Annotated in this window: 14 protein-coding genes; 4 read left to right on the top strand and 10 right to left on the bottom strand. The window is 51.0% G+C overall.

The window, feature by feature from the left end; all coding sequences use genetic code 11:
- The first annotated feature begins 12 nt into the window (after positions 1 to 12).
- A complete protein-coding gene (locus tag ACO0LI_RS16100; protein WP_423033671.1) occupies positions 13 to 1,362 on the top strand; it encodes a hypothetical protein in 1,350 nt (449 codons plus the stop codon).
- Positions 1,363 to 1,429: 67 nt separating this feature from the next.
- On the opposite strand, the gene ACO0LI_RS16095 is transcribed toward ACO0LI_RS16100, so the two are convergent.
- The 5 genes from ACO0LI_RS16095 to ACO0LI_RS16075 form a co-directional block, all read right to left on the bottom strand.
- Positions 1,430 to 2,263, bottom strand: coding sequence for a hypothetical protein (locus ACO0LI_RS16095; RefSeq protein WP_423033669.1), 834 nt, complete (start codon positions 2,261 to 2,263; stop codon positions 1,430 to 1,432).
- Between the two features lie 217 nt (positions 2,264 to 2,480).
- The gene (locus ACO0LI_RS16090; protein ID WP_422953847.1) at positions 2,481 to 3,311 is read right to left on the bottom strand and encodes a LytR/AlgR family response regulator transcription factor; all 831 of its coding nucleotides are present in this window, start codon (positions 3,309 to 3,311) and stop codon (positions 2,481 to 2,483) included.
- 48 nt (positions 3,312 to 3,359) lie between these two features.
- On the bottom strand, positions 3,360 to 4,244 hold the full coding sequence (locus ACO0LI_RS16085) for a sensor histidine kinase (protein ID WP_422953846.1): 885 nt from the start codon (positions 4,242 to 4,244) through the stop codon (positions 3,360 to 3,362).
- Between the two features lie 35 nt (positions 4,245 to 4,279).
- A complete protein-coding gene (locus tag ACO0LI_RS16080) occupies positions 4,280 to 4,537 on the bottom strand; it encodes a hypothetical protein (protein ID WP_422953845.1) in 258 nt (85 codons plus the stop codon).
- A 259-nt stretch (positions 4,538 to 4,796) separates the two neighbouring features.
- Positions 4,797 to 5,432 carry an ATP phosphoribosyltransferase regulatory subunit gene (locus ACO0LI_RS16075; protein WP_423033667.1) on the bottom strand — a complete coding sequence of 212 codons (636 nt, stop codon included), beginning with the start codon at positions 5,430 to 5,432 and terminating at the stop codon, positions 4,797 to 4,799.
- A 708-nt stretch (positions 5,433 to 6,140) separates the two neighbouring features.
- Here ACO0LI_RS16075 and ACO0LI_RS16070 point away from each other — a divergent pair.
- Together ACO0LI_RS16070 and ACO0LI_RS16065 are read left to right on the top strand one after the other, a co-directional pair.
- Complete coding sequence (locus ACO0LI_RS16070; RefSeq protein WP_423033665.1) at positions 6,141 to 8,384, top strand: collagenase; 2,244 nt, start codon at positions 6,141 to 6,143, stop codon at positions 8,382 to 8,384.
- 236 nt (positions 8,385 to 8,620) lie between these two features.
- Positions 8,621 to 8,995 (top strand): VOC family protein, encoded by a 375-nt coding sequence (locus ACO0LI_RS16065; RefSeq protein ID WP_423033663.1) that lies wholly within the window; start codon positions 8,621 to 8,623, stop codon positions 8,993 to 8,995.
- 11 nt (positions 8,996 to 9,006) lie between these two features.
- Here ACO0LI_RS16065 and pyk read toward each other — a convergent pair whose 3' ends face one another.
- From pyk to gcl, 5 genes are all read right to left on the bottom strand, one after another.
- Positions 9,007 to 10,431, bottom strand: coding sequence for a pyruvate kinase (gene pyk / locus ACO0LI_RS16060; RefSeq protein WP_423033661.1), 1,425 nt, complete (start codon positions 10,429 to 10,431; stop codon positions 9,007 to 9,009).
- An 84-nt stretch (positions 10,432 to 10,515) separates the two neighbouring features.
- The gene (locus tag ACO0LI_RS16055; protein WP_423033659.1) at positions 10,516 to 11,784 is read right to left on the bottom strand and encodes a glycerate kinase type-2 family protein; all 1,269 of its coding nucleotides are present in this window, start codon (positions 11,782 to 11,784) and stop codon (positions 10,516 to 10,518) included.
- A 264-nt stretch (positions 11,785 to 12,048) separates the two neighbouring features.
- Positions 12,049 to 12,936 (bottom strand): 2-hydroxy-3-oxopropionate reductase, encoded by an 888-nt coding sequence (gene glxR, locus ACO0LI_RS16050; protein WP_423033657.1) that lies wholly within the window; start codon positions 12,934 to 12,936, stop codon positions 12,049 to 12,051.
- A gap of 188 nt (positions 12,937 to 13,124) precedes the next feature.
- Positions 13,125 to 13,904 (bottom strand): hydroxypyruvate isomerase, encoded by a 780-nt coding sequence (gene hyi / locus ACO0LI_RS16045; protein WP_423033655.1) that lies wholly within the window; start codon positions 13,902 to 13,904, stop codon positions 13,125 to 13,127.
- Positions 13,905 to 14,012: 108 nt separating this feature from the next.
- Positions 14,013 to 15,788, bottom strand: a complete 1,776-nt coding sequence (gene gcl, locus ACO0LI_RS16040; protein WP_423033653.1) for a glyoxylate carboligase — start codon at positions 15,786 to 15,788, stop codon at positions 14,013 to 14,015.
- A gap of 210 nt (positions 15,789 to 15,998) precedes the next feature.
- On the opposite strand from gcl, the gene ACO0LI_RS16035 reads away from it, so the two are divergent.
- Entirely contained in the window at positions 15,999 to 16,907 is a 909-nt protein-coding gene (locus tag ACO0LI_RS16035) for a LysR family transcriptional regulator (RefSeq protein ID WP_423033651.1), read from the top strand.
- Positions 16,908 to 17,034 lie beyond the last annotated feature (127 nt).

Below are 17,034 nucleotides of genomic sequence, written 5' to 3'. Positions count from 1 at the left end.
ATCTAATTCTGCATGGTTAAAAATAACTATTTAGAACTACCTGACATTGCCGAATTGAAAAAGCAGTTTTTTCATTCCCTGAACCTGGGAACAGGAAGGGCGATGCTGCTCATGAAGGCGTATCCTCAACTGGATTTTTCCAGAGAACTCATTGCGGCATCCGTCAGGAATCTCGCAAATGATGCTCAATCTGAAGGTAGCAGAGCCGATTATTTATACCCTATGATCAGGCGGGCTAAGAATAGGGCCTTGATAGAAAAAGAAGTACTTCAAAAACTCAAAAAGAAAAAATCCGACGTCTCTGATCTGAATCAATTGTGTGACCTTGCCCTGCATTTCTATCAGGATGGAAATCTTCATGCACGCGATATTTTTCTTGAGCGTTTCGAGAAATCTTTTGAAGATGGCTATGAGCTTTGTGGAAATGAACGGATCATGAAGATGGATGGTTTACAGGGATTATTCAAGCTAGCGGAAAAGATAGGCAAACTCCCTGAAGAAGAATGGGCATGGTATGAATATCGCTGGGATATAGACGAGTTTCAGGACGCTAATCCTGCGCTGGATGTCTTTAAAGAATTTGAGTCTGCAGCTAAAGAAAATCCATACATCCAGAATTATTTCAAATTAATATCTTCAATTAAACCCTTCAAGCGTACACGTAGAAAAATGCCTCCTTATACAGTGACAGATGTAGAAGGGCTTATCAATCGTCCAAGCAGGCGTGTCGGGTTTAATCGTGATCGTACGCTCAGGATGAAGCAGCAGGAAATAGTTGCCGTTGCCAGGAACTTTCTTGACGAAAAGGACAAGCTCAGAAAATTCAGATACCTGCGATTTTTCTATGCGACCAGATTTCCTTTTGATTATGCGCCTTTGCTAAAAATTGCGAGCAGTAAAAAAAATCATCAGAATGTGGCAGTGAATAATGCCGTGCTCGCGCTTAGCCATTTTTCTGGTGCTGACATACGTGCCCTGGCCTTGAAAAAAATGCAGGGAGAGCGTATCCCCTGTGAGTACCTGCATTTGCTGGTTAGTAACTATCGGGCTGGGGATGCTGAAATGTTGGTGGAAATAATAGGGCGAGCAAAGAATTTTGATGAAGTGCATCTGCTGGTGCAAGGCATTATCGCCATATTCAAGGCCAATCCCGTGGCTGATAGCAAGGCACCACTGGAAACCATGTATCACAACATGAATTGTGGAATACACAGACGGGACTTGGTAGAACTATTGAACGACAATCAAGTGCTGTCCGATGAGATTCTGGAGGAATTGCCCTATGACTCGGATGAGGGTGTGCGAAAATTATGCCGAAAAATAAAACGCCAGCGCAGCAGTGCTGCTGCCGTGATGAATTAAGCTGAGCTGATCGCCGTCTGGTTCACATGCATGGAAATGCATGTGAACTCTCGGTCAGTTTGCTCATTCAAGCTGCGATAGCAGCTCTGAGTGCATTTCTTTCCTGCTCAGTAAAGTCAAGTGTCGTCAGATCATCATTGAGCAGGACGATATGTTGTGAGCCGGTGAGCCTGACGGCCAGTGCCATATCTTCCTGATGTGGCAGGAACAGAGGACTTTCTTTCTTGCGCAAGACATGACGGAGTTTCTTCTTCACGCCATCCATATCGATTTCAAAAAATACCGTGCGTTGGTTTTGTATGTCTTTGACTTTGACCATGACCGGTAGCAAGCCTGGTTTTGTTTGTATCAGGCGATTAAAGAGATGGCTTAGCCAGGCCGCGTACAGGCAACCGAAAGTCACGAAACCAAACAGCAGGGTAAAAGTCAGTATCATGAAAAAACGGTTGGTGATATGCTCGGTCGCCATGGTCGTTGTGATCATGCCGGGATTGGATCTGGACCTGACGGCTTCGGTGGACATCGACGGTTGAAAACTGACAAACCAGAAGCTGTGTTTGATCTCTTTTGCTACGGTATCTTGCGGTGTTGGCAGGTAACGGATTTTGACATCGCAGTCGATAAAGATGACTTTGCGGCTCTTGCAGCTACCGTGGATTTCTGCGCGTTCATCCACGACAGGGTCTTTGGATACCTTGTAGTCATACAGAAAATCTGGCACCGTCATATAGACCAGGCCGACCACAAAAAGCAGCCCGACCATGGACAGGCCTATCAACATCAGCACCCCTTGTTTTCCGGTTGCGAGTATTTGCATGCTTCGCTTGGGGAAGGCAGCGTTGATGGATGCAAGTTGTGCTTCCGTGCTAGTACCGCGTGTTTGAAATTGTGTCTGGGACATGTCTGGTTTTCCTGGCAGTATAAAGATACTTCTGTATGTATCTTTGACAAGCTGGCAGTATCTGAAAACCAGATAAACGGGGGTAGGATTATTTCAATTTTTTACACTCAGATTATCAGCCTGAAATTGTGACTATCATTCGGTAACTAGCATGTCTTCTGATAGCTGAATGGAAAAATGTTAGTGTTGATAAACTGGCCCCTGAAAGTACTAGCTATTACATCTGCTGGAACAAATGCGTGTGATTGCGGCTGACTTCGAGTTTTTCTGCATGACCTTTCAGGCCTATCAACTGGCGGCCACGGAAATCGCGGGTGACTTCGGCAATTGCAGAGACGCGTACCAGGGTGGAGCGATGGATGCGCCAGAATTCTTTGGGGTCGAGTTCGTCTTCGAGCTCTTTCAGTGATTTGCGTATCAGGTATTCAGCCTGCTCCGTCTGCACCAGCGTATATTTTTCATCGGAGCGGAAAAACAAAACTTCTTTGGTGCTGACCATGCGCAGGCTGCTGCCTACGCTGGCCTGTATCCAGCGCAGGTATTCACGCTTCTGGCTTTGCTGTTGCATTAATTGCGTCAGCATTTGTTCAACCTGTCTGGCCTGGTCGCTGGCGGCGTTGGTGGCATTGGTGCCATTGGCGGGGGCGGCTTTTTCGTGCTGGCGCTTTTGCAATCTCTCCTGCAGGCGCTGGCAGGTGCCTGCCAGCCTGTCGGCCTCTACCGGCTTCAACAGATAATCCATGGCACCGCGCTCGAATGCCTGTATCGCATATTCATCATAGGCAGTCACAAACACCACCAGTGCCTGCTTGGCCAAAATGCTGGCGGCTTCTATGCCGTTCTTGCCGGGCATGCGTATGTCGAGAAAGATAATATCGGGATGCAGTTCTTCTGCCTGTTCTATGGCGACTATGCCATTCGCAGCTTCAGCAATGATGGACAAGTCTGGCCATGCTTGTTGCAGGCGTGCGCGTAGCTGATCGCGCATCGGGCTCTCATCATCGACTATCATTGCCGTTGTTGCTGCTGCTGTTGCTAATGCTGGCATGCTGTTCCCTGATACAGGATTGTGGAATAAGCAATAAGAATAATGTTCTTATTGTTTTGTGTCTATAGGCACCAGTATGCCGACGACTGCACCGCCAGCCTGAGGTGCTTCAATGACCAGCTGAGCCTTGCCTGAATACAGCACTTTCAGGCGTTCACGTATATTCGTCAGGCCCATGCCATCATCTGCATGCATGTCAAAACCCATGCCATTGTCGCTGACTTCAACCAGCAATTGCCCATCGACTTTCTTTGCTGTGATGCGGATATGGCCACCTGTGGTCTTGGGTTCCAGGCCATGCTTGATGGCGTTCTCGACCAAGGTTTGTATCATCATCGATGGGAAGGGCAAAAATTCCAGCTCCGATGGCAAGTCTATATCGTAAGTCAAACGCTCCTGCATGCGTGCCTGCATGATATTCAGATAGGCACGGCACATGTCCATTTGCAGACCCAGCTTGCCATTGCCCTTGTCACGCATTTGCGGCATAGCTGAGCGCAGGTATTTGATCAGATGCTGATGCACGATGGTGGCTTGTGCCGGATTGGTTTCTATGAGCTGACCTATCAGCGCCAGGGTATTGAACAAGAAATGCGGTTCTATCTGTGCCTGCAGTGCTGCCATTTCTGCTTCCAGCAAGCGGCGTTCCAGTGCTTCAACATCGGCACGGGTTGCGGCAGCAGTGGCGGCGATCTCTGCACTACGCTTGCCACCTGCCAGGCTCTTGATGATGAAAGAGGCGAATACCAGCGCGGGCATCAGGCCACCCAGGCCCAGGGCACCACCTACTATCATGGCGACCAGCGAGATGCCGAGTAAAGATGACCAGGGTACTACTGCCAGCCAGTCAAAGAACTTCCACCAGACCACGGTCACCGTGTCGGTGATATCCATGATCAGGTCGAGTACCTTGTTATCGTCGCGATGTTTCATACCATTTCCATTCGCCGCCAGTTTTACCAGGCGGCTTATTCAGTTTGTGGGTTGCTTGCTGTTTTGTCTTTGTCAGCAAATATTTTGGCAATGATAGCGCCAAACACCAGGCCATTTGCCAGTGATGATAAATGCAATATGCCGCCAGTGATCAAAGTCAGCAAAGAAGTCAGCAAGAGCTTCTTCCATGATGCCTGTAATACCCAGTCAAGAGCATGGCGGCCTGCATAGACCAGCGTGTCTGCCAGGTTCTTGGCAAAGTCCAGAACCGGGTTGTTGTTTGTGTTGTTCATGTTATCGCTCCTGTTAGTTGTTGTTTCAACGGTGACCAAAGTGTTTTCTGTTTGAGTATGCATTTTTCTCTCCTGTCTGCCGGATGATTTTCTTCATCCATGGACGCAGAATAGCAGGCACTTTTACAAGGCTATAACCCGTTGCGACTAACAGTAACTTGACTGGGTTCAACGGTTATTTATGGGGATGAATGGGACCAGAAACTTGAAAGAAGCTCGCCGGATCAATGCTCGGCAAGCTTCTTTTTTAGGACAGATTTTATGTATTACACAACATCAGTCTATCAAAACCAAGGCCAAAACCTACGCCCTGCTGATAGCTGCCACCGCCTACAACTTGCTTCTGTGCGCCTAGTGCAGGAACAGATATTTCAAAACCAGCTTCAGTGTAATAATCGAGGCCGCGTTTGACTGAGCTAGCGACTTCATAAGCACCGGTTTTCAAAGCCACCATCTGTTCAGCCATGGCCAGCAACTCTGCACGACAGGCAGGATTGTCAGGATTGATGATTTCCACACCAAACTGGAAAAATTCGCGATAGCGTCCTTCCTGTGGTTTTTCATACCGCCAGCAACGTTCGAAATACCAGAGCTTCAGATTTTTCTTTTGCTTGAAGTGTTTGTCGGCGAGCAGCTGTACCGTAGCCGTAGCCTCGGGACGCATGCACAGTTGCCTGCCCTTTTTATCCGGGAAGACATACATCTGCGACAGCACTTCCGGGCCAGCCTTGTTGACATAGATATTCGCCGGTTCCAGCGATGGCAACATGATTTCATTAAAACCATTAGCTTCAGCGATACCGATCAGGGCGTTAAGGAGACGGCGTCTTTCCCTGACTTCATCACCGACCAGAATACGCGTACCACGACTTTGTTCTTCTACTCTTAATTCCATATTTCACTCCATCACTGCATTGCAACATAGCTGCAGGGCGAGAGCGCTTTGCCCTGCTGGCTGCAGAAATAAAAAAGCCCTCTGTGCAGGCTGAGAGGGCTTTCTTGGTGATGGGGCTTAACATTCATCCAGGCAATAGCTCTCCCAGCCAGCGATGTGACTGATGTTGAGCTACATGCAAAACGGATGTGGAAAAAATATTCATGTCTTGAGCATAAAGTTGCTTTTGCTTAATGTCAACAGGGGTATCGAGCAGAAAACAAAAAGTTTTTTTGCTACCTTAAGAAAATTCAGTCTGTTACGTCTAATTACAACTTTTCAAAACATTATTCTTTCCAATCAATGGCTTACAGCACTAAAATTCCGCCCTGCTTAACAAATGCCCAATTTTCTGGTTTTGTTAAAAATGATCTAGATATTTATAAAATATATTACTAATATATTTCAACCAAATCATAAACAAATTTAGTAAACACGATTTGGTTAATGCAGTATCCGGCGCTAATAAATAGGGAGTTGACGGATATTGCTAAAGGGAAGCGGAAGCAGCGGCATGCAGATGCATGTCTGCTGCTTCTACATATATGGGGGCTGGTAAAGACCTTCTTCGAATTATTCAGGCGACGCTAGCTTACAAGCTAGCGGATGAAAAAGCCTGAAGGGGATGGTATTGCCTGAAACTCTACAATCATCAGGGAGACGTATTACATGTTATATCCACATAAAATAGCAAGCATGGCGGGGCTGATGGCCCTTAGCTTCACAGGTCTGGTTCAGATGGTGCATGCGGCGGATGCCGAAGACCATGCGCGTCTTAAGCAAGCGCCTATGCCGCATCAAAGGCAAAGTCTGCCGCCAACGGCAGAGCAAAAGAAATTCAATCTGCCACCAACCAATGCGACACGCCTGGACCTGGGCATCGTCAACAAGCAAAAAAATCTGATGGCACCACCACCGTCAGATGATTGCAAAAACATGGCGACGCTGGCGAATTACAGCGGCGATGCACTGGCGACTTACATCGTCAACTTGCCCAGCTATGAATGCCATTATGGTCTGTTTTCATTGAATGCGACTGATGCAGCGAAGGTGTATTCTCCAGCCAATTTCACTGCAGTTATCAATCGCTTTGCGCAAGAAGCGACCAACTACAATGCCACCAACATGGCATTGGTCAACCTTATCATCTACCTGCGCGCCGGTTACTACCTGGCAGGCAGCAATACGATACCTGCACCGTCGGCAAATTACCTGACCAGCATGCGTGGGCCTATCAAGCAATTGGTCGATGGCAATCAGCTGTTCAAGACCAACAACGTTGGCCCAAGCACAGCGGCTGAGACTTTGAAACTGGTGACCAACCTGCATGATGAAGCTTACTACCTGAGCAGCGTCAAAAACATCATCACGCGCTACACGAATACTTCATCCAATCCAGCGGCAACAGATGCCTTGAAGTCTTCCACTGTTGCTGACGCTTACACGGCTGCATTGACCATCCTGTTCTATGGCCACTCACGCCCTGATGCATTACCTATCCTGCGTAATGACGTGTCGTATGCGACTGCACTGAACAATTTCGTCGTCAACAACAAGGCAGCATTGCTGGGCACCAGCCTTGAGTATCAACTCAGCGATACCGAGAATGAAGCTTTCCGTTTCATGCAGTATGCCAATCTGCTGCCTACGGTCAAGCCCATGGTCAAGTACCAGCTCAGCCATTCCAGCATGACAGGCAATGACAGCATGCTTTGGCTGAATGCCGCGTCAGCAGTCAAGTACTATGACACTGCCAATTGCGCAGAATACGGCACCTGCAATTATGAAACTACGCTGGCCAATACTATCCTCAAAAACAACTATACGTGCAGCCCCAGTCTGAAAATCCGTGCCCAGGACATGACCACGGCACAGTTGCAGGACTCATGCTCCATGCTGGCAACTGAGGAAAATTATTTCCATACCATGCTGCAAAGCAAGCGTCAGCCAGTAGCCGGTGACAACAACACCGCGCTCGAAGTAGTCGTGTTTGATGACTATACCAACTACAGCAAATATGCTTCCATACTGTATGGCATCGACACCAACAATGGCGGCATGTATCTGGAAGGTGACCCTAGCTCAACCACCAATCAGGCGCGCTTCATTGCGCATGAAGCATCCTGGCTGCGCCCGACTTTCCAGGTCTGGAATCTGCAACATGAATACGTCCATTACCTTGATGGCCGCTTCGACATGAAAGGTGATTTTGGTGCAGGCACTGCCAAGCCTACCGTCTGGTGGATAGAAGGCATAGCCGAATACCTGTCACTGAAAAACAATAACCAGAAAGCCATAGACGTAGCAAAAACCGGCACCTACAAGTTGAGCCAGATTTTTGGCAACACTTATTCCATGGCTGACTATGTGACACGCGCCTATAGCTGGGGTTATATGGCCACCCGCTTCATGATGGAAAAACACCGTAGCGACGTCGATGCAGTCATCGCCAAGTTCCGCGTTGGTGATTATGATGGCTACCAAACCTATATGGCCAATATAGGCACACGTTACGACAATGAGTTCACAGCCTGGGTTGCTGCCGCAACTACAGCAGGTGAGCCACCATTGCCAGTCGATAACAGCCTGCCTGATTGCCCGGCCGGTAGCTATCTGGCTAAAAATTGCGTGAAGCGTAATTTTGCTTCCAGCACCCAGGCCTATACCTACATCATGGTTCCAGCCGGTGCGAAGAATCTGAAACTGACAACCAGTGGCGGTACCGGTGATGTGGATCTGTATGTATCCATGGACAAATACCCAAGCACAGGTATCTACGATTACGGTTCAGTCAAGAGCGGCAATGATGAAAGCGTGACCATCGCCAACCCAGTTGCCAATCGCTGGTACTACATCATGCTCAACGCCAGACAGAGTTTCTCTGGCGTGAGTGTGTCAGCGACTTACGACTGAGAGTAATCAACTGAAATTGCGTAAATAAAGCTTGCAAACCAAGGCCTGCAAACACAAATAAGCCACCTATAAATAAGCAATTGAGTGTTGGGGCAGACATGCAAAATGTCTGTCCCTTTTTTTATTTGCCAGAAGGTGCAAAAGTACGCCAGGCCAACATCCTGCTTTTTTGCTATTCTTTATATATGCCTGAACTCGCTCAGGTACACAGAATAAACAAATCACAGGAGATCAAAATGCATAAAAGTAGATTGGCATGTTTTGTGATTGATTGCCAGGTGGAAGATATTGAGCCTGGAACCAATTTCTGGGCCGGGGCGTTGGGTTATCCGGCGGCAGATGCGGATGAGAAATACGCGGTACTGGATGCCACCCCTGCCGGCCCGAAAATGCTGGTGCAAAAGGTTGAACACCCTAGCCGCATTCATCTCGATATAGAAACCGACAACAAGGAAGCTGAGGTTCAGCGTCTGGAAAAACTCGGTGCCAAAGTCGTCAAAGTCATGGAACGCTGGGTCGTCATGGAGGCTCCAACGGGACACCGGTTTTGCGTCGTCAATCCCCAGCGCCTCGATTTTCATACCGCCAGCGATGTCAATGTCTGGGAGTGAAGTGCTGATTGCTAGGGCTGCGGCCAGATCTCGGCTATCCGCAATAGATTGGTGGAGCCGGGCTGGCCAAAAGGCACACCCGCGGTAATCGCGATCTGTTCACCGACTTGTGCCAGGCCTTCTTGCCAGGCGGTGTTGCAGGCAGTGGCGACCAGCATGTTTTCATCCGGTACAGCATCGCTGACGGTGGAATGCACACCCCAGACCAGGGCCAGACGACGTGCTGTCGCTGGCCTCGGGGTGATACTCAGGATTGGTGCCATCGGCCTTTCGCGCGCGGCGCGCAGGCTGGTGTGGCCGGAACTGGTATACGTGACCGTGGCAACCGCGCCGACTATTTGTGTGACTTCACGCAAGGCAGCGCAGATGGCATCGCCTTTGTTGTTTTGCGGTGTCTCATGCTGGGCCGCGATCATGTTCTTGTACAACGGGTCGCGCTCTACTTCACAGATAATGCGGTTCATGATTTCAACTGCTGCAACCGGGTAGGCACCACTGGCAGATTCTGCCGACAACATGACCGCATCGGCCCCGTCATAAATCGCACTGGCGACATCCGAGGCTTCGGCGCGTGTGGGCACAGGTGCGGCTATCATGGATTCCAGCATCTGGGTGGCGATGACGATGGGTTTGCCATGGCTGCGGCAAACGCGCAAGATGCGTTTTTGCACGCCGGGCACGCGTTCTGGCGGCAACTCCACACCAAGATCACCGCGCGCCACCATGATGGCATCTGATACAGCGACGATTTCTTCCAGCCGGTCCAGCGCTGCCGGTTTTTCGAGTTTGGATAATACTCCTGCACGCCCTGCTACCAGCGCCTTGGCTTCCACCACGTCTTCCGGCCTTTGTACAAAAGACAGGGCGATCCAGTCTGCGCCCATATCCAGCGCAAATGAGAGGTCGCGCCGGTCTTTGTCTGTCAGCGCCGGGATGGGTAATACCGCATCTGGCACGTTCACACCTTTACGGTCAGACAGGCTGCCACCGACGATGACACGGGTGCATATGCTGTGACCATCGCTGTCCAGGACTTGCAGGCGCAGCTTGCCATCGTCAAGTAGTAGCGACTGCCCCGCAGTGATGACGGCAAACAATTCAGGGTGAGGCAGGCAAACGCGTTTGACGTCGCCAGGAGTGCTGTCACTATCGAGTACAAACTCCTGCCCAGCGGTAAGTATTACCCTGCCATTGCTGAACTGGCCTACACGCAGTTTGGGCCCTTGCAGATCGGCCAGTATGGCAATAGGGCGGCCCAGTTCGGCTTCTATCTCACGCACGATATGGCAACGCAACTGGTGGTCAGCATGGCTGCCATGACTGAAGTTGAAACGGAATACATCGGCACCGGCTTCAAACAATGCCTTGATGACTTCTTTGCTATTGCTGGCAGGGCCCAGGGTGGCGACAATCTTTGCTTTGCGGCTACGGTGCATAGTATGCTTTCATTTGTAATAGGCGGCAGCCATCACGGCGCTTTGCACCGTGATTCTTGCTGCCTCTGGAATCTGGATTACGACTTACAAGATCAGGATGGCCCTGAAGTCATTGACATTGGTGCGGGTAGGGCCACTGACGACCAGGTCATCGAGTGCGTTGAAAAATCCGTAGCCGTCATTGTTTTCCAGCAGGCTGCGGGCGCGTAACTGTTTCGCTGCGGCGCGTGCTATTGAATCTGGCGCGTACAGTGCGCCGGCATTATCTTCCGAGCCATCTATGCCGTCGGTATCACAGGCTATCGCGTGGATATCTGCATGACCGTCAAGTGCCACAGCCAGGCTCAGTAAAAATTCTGCATTGCGGCCACCACGCCCCTTGCCGCGCACGGTGACGGTGGTTTCACCGCCAGAAATCAATACGCAAGGTTTCTGGAATGGCTGGCCATGTTTGGCAACCTGCTTCGCGAGCGCAGCATGTACCAGGGCGACATCACGCGCTTCGCCCTCTATACCGTCTGACAAGATATACGGCGTGACGCCTGTTGCACGTGCGGTAGCTGCGGCGGCTTCCAATGCTTCCTGTGCTGTAGCAATCACATGATGGCTGTGACCTGCAAAACGCGCATCATCCGGCTTGGGTGTTTCACCTTTGCCGCTTTCCAGATGCTGAAAAATCTCTGCTGGAATAGCGATGTCGTATTTGCGCAAGATCGCCAGCGCCTCTGCGCAAGTTGTTGCATCTGGCAGCGTAGGCCCGCTGGCGATGATGCCGGGTTCATCACCGGGTACATCGGAGATCAGCAGGGTCACTACCCGTGCCGGGGCACAGGCCAGTGCCAGGCGGCCACCCTTGATGGCTGACAAATGCTTGCGTACGCAATTCATTTCAGAGATCGCTGCACCGCTTTTCAACAAGGCCTTGTTGATGGCCTGCTTCTGTTCGAGGCTGATGCCATCCGCAGGCAGGGCCAGCAGGGCTGAGCCTCCGCCAGAGATCAGGCAGAGTACCAGGTCATCCTTGCTCAGCCCTTGCACCATGTCCAGTATGCGTGCTGCGGCCTGCTTGCCTGCTTCGTCGGGCACTGGGTGGGCAGCTTCTACCACTTCTATCTTGCGGCAATCTGCACCGTGGCCATAGCGTGTTACTACCAGGCCCGACAGTTCACCCTGCCAGTGATCTTCCACTACTTTGGCCATGGCTGCTGCGCCTTTGCCTGCACCTATGACCAGGGTGCGGCCTTTTGTTGGTGGTGTTGGCAAAAAGGCGGGCAGGCACTTCTCGGCGTTGACAGCGGCGACGGCGCTGGTGTACAGATCGAGCAAGAACTGGCGTGGGGCTAGAGTGGTCATTGTGGGCTTTCTTGAAAAACTATGTCTTTGTAGGCCGGGCCGTGCGTCGTAGGTTGGGCTACGGTTTACCAGCCCAACACTGGGCCTTTGATTAACTCATACGTCATTGAAACGCCGATTGTTGGGCTGATGAAGCGTAGCCCAACCTACGAGTAAATTCATTTGCATGAACTACTGAATACTAATTTCAAATCCAAGTATGCCTTCAAACAGCTTATCGCCAGGTGAATTTTTTTCGTGCATCCACATGAAGGCCAACAACGATCAAACCTTGGCAATCTCATGATTAGACATAATCTCAATTGCCCGGCACAGAGCCGAGTGATCAAGACCACGCATGCCATTCGCCGAGCAGGCATTCATTAATTCCTGCGCGGTTGCGGTATTTGGCAAGGATACCCCTAAAGCTTTTGCCCCCTGCAAAGCCAGATTCAAGTCTTTTTGATGTAGCTCTATCCTGAAGCCGGGATTGAAAGTGCGTTTGACCATGCGTTCACCGTGGACTTCCAGTATGCGGGATGCAGCAAAGCCACCCATCAGTGCCTGCCTGACCCTGGCCGGGTCTGCACCAGCCTTTGATGCAAACAGCAGGGCTTCCGCCACGGCCTGTATATTCAGGGCAACGATGATCTGGTTGGCAACCTTGGTGGTCTGGCCATCGCCATTGCCACCGACCAGAGTGATGTTCTTGCCCATGAGTTCGAACAGGGGTTTGACCTTGTCAAACGCAGCTTCCGGCCCACCGACCATGATGGTCAGACTTGCCGCCTTGGCGCCAACTTCCCCACCGGACACAGGCGCATCAAGGTAGTCACATTTCAGGGTGTTGATTTTCTTGGCGAAGTCTTTGGTAGCGATGGGCGAAATAGAACTCATATCGACCACGATCTTGCCAGCTTCGAGGCCAGCAGCAACACCGTTTTCACCAAACAGCGCAGCTTCTACATGCGGTGTATCCGGCACCATGATGATGATGATGTCAGCACGCCTGGCGACTTCTGCGCCCGAAGTACACACTGTGGCACCGCGTTCTATCAATTCAAACGGCGGGTTCTTGATGTCGTGCAAATACAGCTTATGCCCACCCGCCTGCAAATGCCCAGCCATAGGTGCGCCCATGATACCCAAACCTATAAATCCAATTTTAGCCATGATAAATGTTCCAGATAATATATTAGTAAGTGATGAAAACCATTAACCACAGAGGCACAGAGACACAGAGGAAAAACTTAGAGAAACCCCTTTCATTCAAAAAAGGAAAGAGAATGAAATACTGCTTTTGTTTTTCCTCATGCCTTTCTCTGTGTCTCTGTGCCTCTGTGTTGAGAGGTCTTAAGATATTAGAGACCGTGCGATTTAATCCAGCCCAGTCCAGCGACAGTGCCGTTCTGTGGTTTGTATTCGCAACCTACCCAGCCCTGGTAGCCCATGTCGTCCAGTGCGGCGAAGATAGTGCGGTAATTGATCTCACCTGTGCCCGGTTCAAAGCGGCCTGGGTTGTCGGCCAGTTGTATATGTTTGATCTTGCCCAGATTATTCTTAACGGTATTGATGATTTCACCTTCCATACGCTGCATATGATAGATGTCGTATTGCGCGAAAATATTGTCTGAGCCGGTGGCACGTATCAGGTCCAGTGCCTGTCGCGTGCCGGATAAAAAGAAGCCGGGGATGTCGTAGGTATTGATGGCTTCGATAAGCAGGCTGATATTCGCTGCTTTCAGTTTGTCCGCCGCATAATGAAGATTGCTGACCAAGGTTTGCTCTGCTTCTTGTGCGCTGACATTTGCCGGGCGTATGCCGACCAGGCAATTCAGTTGCTTGACATTCAAGGCTTTGGCATAAGCGATGGCGACATCCACGCCTTGGCGAAATTCATCAACACGATCAGGGTGGCAGGCGATACCGCGTTCACCTGCTTCCCAGTTACCAGCGGGCAGGTTGTGCAATACAAGTTGCAGATTATTTTCCTGCAGTTTTTCTGCGATCTGTTTTACTTCAAAAGCATAGGGGAATAAAAATTCCACAGCCTTGAAACCTGCCTGCGCGGCAGCGGCAAAGCGGTCGAGGAATGCATGCTCGGTAAACAGCATGCTGAGATTGGCGGCCAGTCTGGTCATCGCATATCCTTGTAGATGAGTGACCGTAAGCCTCCCGCAGGCATGCTGCGGGAGTTCACGGGGTGCCGGACGGGGAGGCCAGGCACCTGTAAATTTTTCGTCCAGTGTTTAATCAAGTAGAGCAATGGCGGTGGGGGCATGGCCATCTTCCGTCGCCAGCTCTTCAAATTCATTGATATTGCTGATCTCGGTACCCATGGCAATATTGGTCACGCGCTCCAGTATGATTTCGACGACCACCGGCACGCGGAACTCTTGCATCCAGCGCTGGGCCTGGGCAAAGGCATCTGCAATGGCACTGGGCTCGGTCACACGGATTGCCTTGCAACCCAGGCCTTCAACGACGGCGATGTGATCAACCCCATAGCCATTCAATTCTGGCGCATTGATGTTTTCAAACGCCAGTTGCACGCAATAATCCATATCAAAGCCGCGCTGCGACTGTCGTATCAAGCCCAGGTAAGAATTATTGACGACCACATGCAGGTAAGGCAGCTTGAATTGCGCGCCGACGGCCAGTTCTTCTATCATGAACTGGAAGTCGTAATCGCCAGAGATGGCAACCACCTGGCGTTGCGGGTCAGCAGCGCAAACGCCAAGTGCTGCCGGTATGGTCCAGCCCAGCGGGCCAGCCTGGCCGCAGTTGATCCAGTGACGCGGGTAATACACATGCAGGAATTGCGCAGCGGCGATTTGCGACAGGCCTATGGTGCTGACATAGCAGGTTTCGCGGCCAAAGGCCTTGTTCATTTCTTCATAGACGCGTTGCGGCTTCACCGGCACATTGTCAAAATGCGTGCGGCGCAGCATGGTGCGTTTGCGTTGCTGGCAATCGGCTAACCAGGCAGAACGGTCCTTGAGTTTGCCTGCGGCTTTCCATTCTTTGGCAACTTCGATGAAAAGTTTTAATGCCGCACCTGCATCAGAGACGATGCCAAAATCAGGGCCAAACACACGGCCAATTTGCGTGGGTTCTATATCGATGTGGACAAATTTTCTGTCCTTGGTAAACACGTCAATGGAACCAGTGTGACGATTCGCCCAGCGATTACCTATGCCCAGTGCAAAGTCTGATGCCAGCATGGTCGCATTGCCATAGCGGTGGCTGGTTTGCAGGCCCACCATGCCTACCATCAGCGGGTGGTCGTCAGCTATTGCACCCCAGGCCATCAGGGTAGGTATGACAGGCACGCCGGTCAGTTCAGCAAATTCCACCAATAAGGCTGAGGCATTGGCATTGACGATGCCGCCACCAGCGGTAATCAAAGGGCGCTCTGCATCATTGAGCATGGTCAGCGCCTTTTCTATCTGGGCACGGCTGGCCTTGGGCTTATACACTTCCAGCGGCTGGTAAATGTCAGGGTCAAATTCTATCTCGGCCATCTGTACATCAAATGGCAGGTCAATCAGTACCGGGCCAGGGCGGCCAGAACGCATGATGTGAAAAGCCTGCTGGAATACCATGGGCACCAGTGCCGGTTCACGCACCGTTACCGCCCACTTGGTGACAGGCTTGGCAATGGATTCTATATCCACAGCCTGGAAGTCTTCCTTATACAGCCGCGCCCTTGGAGCCTGCCCGGTAATGCAGAGTATGGGTATGGAATCTGCCTGGGCAGAATACAGGCCGGTAATCATGTCCGTACCTGCCGGGCCGGATGTGCCTATACAGACGCCAATGTTGCCAGCCTGGGCGCGGGTATAGCCTTCGGCCATGTGGGAAGCCCCCTCCACATGGCGCGCCAGTATGTGTTTGATGGTGCCTTGCTTCTTGAGCGCCGCATAAAACGGGTTGATCGCCGCACCCGGCACCCCAAACGCCTGATGCACGCCTTCTTTTTCCAACACATAAGCCGCCGCCTGCGCCGCCGTCATCTTTGCCATTTTGCTCTCCAGTTTTGCTATTAGTTGTGTGTATGCAGATCTTGAAACACATGCTAAAGGCAAAAATGCGGTCTGATAAGACGACAAATTCTCGTCTTATTCAATACAAAAAGTATGGAATAATGGCTCTTCAAAGATTTTCTCTGTGCCTCCTCGGGGTCTCTGTGTCTCTGTGGTGAGGGGTTTTAAGCAATCAAAACACAATAGATCATGGACAAACTCACCCAAATCGAAGCCTTCGTCGATGTCGTCGAAAAAGGCAGCCTGGCACGTGCCGCGCTGGGCCAGAACATCACCCCGGTCATGCTGGGCCGCCGCATCGATGCGCTGGAAAAGCGCCTGGGCGTGAAGCTCATGCACCGCAGTACCCGTCATCTGACGCTGACAGAGCAGGGTACGGTCTACCTCGATCATTGCCGCAAATTGCTGGCAGACCTGGGTTATGCCGATCAACTGGTATCTGAAGGACGACACAAGGCCACCGGTCATCTCATCGTCTCTGCCCCCGCCGCCTTCGGCCGCAAGCATGTAGCGCCGCATGCGCCGCAATTCGTCAAGGCCAATCCTGCCGTACAGATTTCCTTCAACCTGACTGACAGGGTGGTCGATCTGATACGTGAGGGTTATGACCTGGGTATACGTATAGGCGGCAATATTGATCCCAATTTCGTTGCAGTGAAGCTGGCCAGCAACCGCCGTGTGGTCTGTGGCACGCCAGCTTATTTTGAACGGCATGGCATACCGCGCACGCTGGAAGACTTAGCCCAGCATAATTGCCTGGCGTTCAATTTGCAGGGCGGGCAACAGCGCGGCTGGTATTTCCAGCAAAACGGCAAGCCTGTGACCATCAAAGTGGCTGGCAATCTCGATTGCAATGATGGTGAATTGCTACATCGCTGGGCTTGTGAAGACCTGGGCCTGGCCTGGCGTTCCTCTTGGGAGATACAGTCACAACTGATCTCAGGCGAGTTGATTACCGTGCTGGATGATTATGCCTTGCCACAATACGACATCGTCGCTGTGTACCCGCAACAACGGCATTTGCCGGTGAAAACGCGGTTTTTTATCGATACCCTGAAAGCCATCTATGGACAGCCAGATTATTGGTTAAAGAATTAAGGAATCTCTGATTAAGTCCCCGAGCAATGATTCAGAAACGGTAATATAAGCTTATTTTCCATTGAATCATAAATACCATGAGACAGACAACATTTGCCGAAGGTGGCTTTGAACGCTATGCCAAGAC

The sequence above is a fragment of the Undibacterium sp. Tian12W genome (assembly GCF_049339405.1).
Lineage (GTDB): Bacteria > Pseudomonadota > Gammaproteobacteria > Burkholderiales > Burkholderiaceae_D > Undibacterium.
This window is presented reverse-complemented; position numbering and strand designations above follow the sequence as displayed.